This is a genomic window from candidate division KSB1 bacterium, from assembly GCA_022562085.1.
GTDB lineage: Bacteria > Zhuqueibacterota > Zhuqueibacteria > Oceanimicrobiales > Oceanimicrobiaceae > Oceanimicrobium.
The window spans coordinates 1-4,767 of the sequence record JADFPY010000351.1 but is presented as its reverse complement, the minus strand read 5'-3'; the positions used below and the strand labels follow the sequence as shown (position 1 = coordinate 4,767).

The window sequence follows — 4,767 nt, the reverse complement described above, 5'->3', positions numbered from 1 at the left end:
GCATATATCTCCGGTTCAAACGCCGCAGGTGGCGCCGATATTTTAGACCTCGCAAATCCGGAAGCGCCCGTCAAAGTGGGTGAGTGGACTGGACATTACTTCCATGATGTTTATGTCAGAAATGATACCCTGTTTGGTAGCGCATTCAATAGGGGTAGCCTGGTAATTCTCGACGTCGGTGATAAGTCTGCACCGGTACAAATCACGGAAATTCTCCCGGGCCCCAATGTACATAACGCCTGGATCACCGAGGATGGTAAGTATGTCATGACAACTCAGGAGAGAACGGGTTTGACGGTCAAGATGTGGGATATCAGAGATCCGTTTAATGCGGAACTTGTTAGCGAATATTTATCCACTTCCAGTCTTTTGGCGCATAACACTCACATTTTGGGAGATTATGCCTACATTTCTCATTATGGCGACGGTCTTCGCATCGTCGATATTTCGGATCCCACTAATTTAGTTGAAGTCGGATATTACGATACGTTTCCTGGCAACCAGGGTGGATTTGTAGGCAACTGGGGCGCTTTTCCGTTTACTTCATCGGGTTATATTTATGCCACTGACGAGGTCTTTGGCCTCTTCGTGGTTTCCTTTAATGGCAGACGTGCCAGCCGCCTGAACGGCCGGGTTTTGGATTCCCAAACCGGCCAGCCTGTTTCTGACGTTACTATTGAAGTCACAGAACTCGAACAAAGTACCACTTCCGATGCGGAGGGTAATTACAAATTAGGATTTCCTGATCCGGGATTATTCACGATTCTGGCCCATCGTCCATCTTACGACACGACCACGGTTACGTTTATGGCTGAAGAGGGAGAGTCAAAGACGTTTGATATCGTAGTGAATTCTGTTACGAGTGTTGATGAGCAGAAATCAGTTATCCCTGCTTCTTATTCAATCGAGCAAAACTACCCAAATCCTTTTAATCCGAATACGACAATCCGTTACTCACTCCCTGAAAAAACATATGTGCGCTTGAAAGTTTTTGACACGCTGGGTCGTGAGGTTCGGGTTCTCTTCGATGGAGAACAACTTCAAGGTGAGCAGCAAACCTTCTGGAATGGCCGGGATAATTCCGGCCGCCTGGTCGCTAGTGGGGTTTATTTCTATCGCATCGAAACAGATGCGTTTAGGAAAACGACGAAGATGCTTTTTATTCAGTAGAGGGATTCAACTTTGCCAAACTTCCAAAATTAGTAAAGTGACGGGTGGGTACCTTCAGGTTGATAAAAAGGAGCTCTCAGGCATGTTTTTTTTTGATTATTTTTTCTAAGTTTTTTAAGGCTTGTTTAAAATTCTTGGTGACGGTTCGTTTCATCATGCGTGACATGAGCTGACCAGAAACCCCAACGGGCTGCCAGGAACCAACCATCCGGATGGTAATCTCTCCCTCGCTATTTGTAATTGACAGAGTTGTCTTGATTTCCTTGGCATGATTGAATTCTTTGCCGTCAATTACATCCTTCAAATGCTGCCAGGTAATTTTATTCGGGGGCTCCCAGGCGATAACTTGCTGAAGCGTCTCGCCTTTGCCTAAATTAATATCTGTTTTAAGCAACTGTTGTCGCCCAAGGCCGGTTTTCTTGTTTTTTGGTTTTGTCGTGACGCGGGCTTCTGTGATGCCTGGCATCCATTCCGGGAATCGTTCAACTTGATTAATGAGGTCCCAGATTTTCTTAGGATCTCCGTTAATGACCCGGCTTACTTTAACGTTTACCACGGAACATTTTCCCCGATTTTGTGGATTGAATTGAGGGTACAAAATTTTAAATAAATTTTACACCAAAGTCAAGGAAATTCAGGATAGCCAATTTTCAACCATTTTAGAATTTCATTGCGTTGAGAGATTAAAATTTGTAAAATTCATAGCCTATTTAAAAAATGAAAAAGTTAATGTCAGAAATCATATACGGCCGCAATCCTGTGATCGAGGCTTTGGGGTCCGGAAAGATGGTCGAAAAAATTCTAATTGCCGAGGAAATAAAAGGTCAGATAATATCCGAAATAACTGCTTTGGCAAGAAGGAACAATGTGACTGTTGAACGTATCTCAAAGCAAAAATTAGGGGAACGGGCTAAAAATTTTAATACCCAGGGAATAATTGCTTTTGTTAAATCACATTCTTATGCATCCGTAGAGGAGATTCTCAACACAAGCAAGGAATTGAATGAACCTCCTCTGCTGGCTCTTCTCGACGGAATTGAAGACCCGCATAACCTGGGGGCTATCATTCGAAGTGCGGATGGTGCCGGGTTGCACGGTATTATTTTGCCCAAAAGAAGATCGGTAAGTCTCACCTCAACGGTTGCTAAAACCTCAGCGGGAGCGTCCAATTTTGTCCTGACGGCGCAGGTCTCGAATCTCAACTATACTATCGATACCCTTAAAAAAAAGAACATCTGGATTGCAGGCACCGATCAAAATGCAGGTCAAAGTTTTACTGAAGCGGATTTGTCGGGGCCCCTTGCTATTGTGATCGGAGCTGAGGGGCGCGGCATACACAGGCTGGTAAAAGAGAATTGTGATTTTCTGGTGAGCATCCCGATGTTTGGCAAAATGAATTCATTGAATGCTTCCGTCGCGGCGGCCCTGCTTTTTTTCGAGGCCAGGCGCCAACGACAACTCAAATCGTAACTGCTAATATTCCTCTTCAGTTCCGCCTTCAATAAATTCCTCTGTGGTGACAGCGGGCAAAGTCTCGGCACGGAAATTTCCCTGTGAGGCTATTTCAGCGCTTACTTTCGCGGCAGCCATTGCATTTGGCGACTCGATGATCGCCACCAGGTCGTAATTACCCAGAGTGGTATATAAGTTCAGGACTTTTGTATTATGCTTTCTCATGGCATTTTGAGCGAGGTCTATCATTTTAGAAAGGTTCTTGATGTTTCTTGCGCCTTGCTCTGTGAGATTGATTAAGCGAATAAAGGTAGGCATGGTGTCCTCCATGAAAGTGTTTGAGGTTGGATTTCATTCATAAGCATCACCTTCCAAGAGACATCAGAAAGTGATGGGTAAGGATGACCTGGTGCCGAAGGTGGGATTCGAACCCACACGGGATTGCTCCCACACGGCCCTGAACCGTGCGCGTCTGCCAGTTTCACCACTTCGGCGTAGTTCACGCTCACTATGAAGCGAAATAAAAGGTAAATATTAAAGGGCACAAAGTCAAGATTTTTTCAAAAGCCGATATTGACTTTGTGAGTTCTAATAATTAATTTCAGAAATTTACTTGTTTTCCAATTCATTTGTTTTTACTTTTTTGAGAACCCTTCGGCAATCTAAATATATGGAATAAAACTAAGTGAGAGAAAAGTACATATATCAAGTTTCTAATTTTATTAGACGATCTTAAGAATAAAAATAGTGAGATAAGAAGCATTTGAAACGAAAATACCCAAAACCTCCGATCGTTGAAGCATTAATTGAGTTTCAGTTTGTTCCAGGCCAACCTTGGGATATCACTGTTCCAGGCCTAATGTATGAAAAGGTGAGAAAAGAATTTCCAGAGAAAAAGGAGCGAGTAGAATTTATAGCCGATATTAAGGCTTTAAAGGATGGGGTAAAACCACAAATTAGTGCTTCACAACGTATGCAATTTATTAGGCCTGATAATTCCGCACTATTGCAAATTTCTCGTAATATTTTTACGGTAAACCATCTAAAACCTTATTCTTCATGGGATAATTTCAAACCGCTAATTCTTAAGAATTTAAAATTGTATGTCGATGTTGTAAAACCTAAGGGACTTAAACGATTAGGTTTAATAGAAAGATTAGATTCATAGAGTCAAAAATCGAGTTTCTTCAAGAGTTCTATATTTTTAATGATCCAATTGAAATTCGAAAGTTTCTATTTAGTAATGATTATCTTTTTGATACACTTTACGAGGCTCATCACGAGCTAAAGAGAATATTTGGAGAGAGTGTCATCAATATCCATTTAGAATTTCAAAAGGATCCCGACGAAATGGTTGAGCAACTTTTTGTCATTGTTAAGACTAATCGATCACCGGAAGAATCGCTTTCGCTATTAGATAAATTTGATCAAGAATGGTGGCTAGATATCGACGCTGACATTAGACAAAATCTCGAAATTGATATCGAAATAGCTTAAATTTAAATATAGGCCAACAATGGGCTTTGATTGGAAACTATTTATTCAATTAGTTGATGAATTTATAACTCATAAAAGAAAGAAACAACTAGAGGAAGCATATTTGCGGACGGCACTTAGCCGCGCATATTATGGAGTTTTTGGAATCGCATATAACGAGCGTAAAAGTAGAGGCATACCTTTAGAATCACATAGTAAACATCTAATGGTTAGAAATTCTTATGCCTATTCTTCAAGTAAAGAAGAAAGCAAATAAGTTCATATCTAAATCGTTTGTGGCGTTTACGAGTTGAGGCGGACTACAAGGAAAATGCAAAAATCACTCTGGATAATGTAAAGATTGCACAGGAGACTGCTCGTAAAGCAATTGAAGGCATAAGTAAAATTTGAGATAATATATAGTTTTTTTTGATTGTTATTTAAGAGTCTTTTGAGCCCCAATGCCTTGGGGCTTTTTTTATTTCTAAAGAATTTGTTAGCTTGTAAAGTATTGACTTTTGCCATCAAAACCATTAATTTTCACCATGGGTGAAAAGGTAATCACAACCAATCGAAAAGCACGTCATGAATACCAGGTGCTCGATACCATGGAAGCCGGAATTGTGCTTGCCGGCACTGAAGTCAAAGCCTTGCGCGACGGGCGCGCCA

Annotated in this window: 8 protein-coding genes and 1 tRNA gene; 6 read left to right on the top strand and 3 right to left on the bottom strand. The window is 41.3% G+C overall.

Annotated elements, in window-relative coordinates; genetic code table 11:
* On the top strand, positions 1-1,170 hold a 1,170-nt coding region (locus IH879_19975; protein ID MCH7677206.1), incomplete at its 5' end, for a choice-of-anchor B family protein.
* A gap of 76 nt (positions 1,171-1,246) precedes the next feature.
* Here the strand turns inward: IH879_19975 and IH879_19970 are convergent.
* Positions 1,247-1,726, bottom strand: coding sequence for an SRPBCC family protein (locus tag IH879_19970; GenBank protein MCH7677205.1), 480 nt, complete (start codon positions 1,724-1,726; stop codon positions 1,247-1,249).
* A 161-nt stretch (positions 1,727-1,887) separates the two neighbouring features.
* Here IH879_19970 and rlmB point away from each other — a divergent pair, with 161 nt between their 5' ends.
* Entirely contained in the window at positions 1,888-2,640 is a 753-nt protein-coding gene (gene rlmB / locus IH879_19965; protein ID MCH7677204.1) for a 23S rRNA (guanosine(2251)-2'-O)-methyltransferase RlmB, read from the top strand.
* 3 nt (positions 2,641-2,643) lie between these two features.
* Here rlmB and IH879_19960 read toward each other — a convergent pair whose 3' ends face one another.
* Both IH879_19960 and IH879_19955 read right to left on the bottom strand, forming a co-directional pair.
* Positions 2,644-2,940 (bottom strand): GYD domain-containing protein, encoded by a 297-nt coding sequence (locus IH879_19960; GenBank protein ID MCH7677203.1) that lies wholly within the window; start codon positions 2,938-2,940, stop codon positions 2,644-2,646.
* Between the two features lie 89 nt (positions 2,941-3,029).
* A tRNA-Leu gene (locus IH879_19955) sits at positions 3,030-3,116 on the bottom strand.
* Positions 3,117-3,385: 269 nt separating this feature from the next.
* Here IH879_19955 and IH879_19950 point away from each other — a divergent pair.
* The 4 genes from IH879_19950 to IH879_19935 form a co-directional block, all read left to right on the top strand.
* A complete protein-coding gene (locus IH879_19950) occupies positions 3,386-3,790 on the top strand; it encodes a TIGR04255 family protein (GenBank protein ID MCH7677202.1) in 405 nt (134 codons plus the stop codon).
* Positions 3,791-3,972: 182 nt separating this feature from the next.
* Positions 3,973-4,119, top strand: coding sequence for a hypothetical protein (locus tag IH879_19945; protein MCH7677201.1), 147 nt, complete (start codon positions 3,973-3,975; stop codon positions 4,117-4,119).
* Between the two features lie 19 nt (positions 4,120-4,138).
* Positions 4,139-4,375, top strand: coding sequence for a hypothetical protein (locus IH879_19940; GenBank protein MCH7677200.1), 237 nt, complete (start codon positions 4,139-4,141; stop codon positions 4,373-4,375).
* 268 nt (positions 4,376-4,643) lie between these two features.
* A partial coding sequence (locus tag IH879_19935) for an SsrA-binding protein (GenBank protein MCH7677199.1) occupies positions 4,644-4,767 on the top strand: 124 nt, incomplete at its 3' end.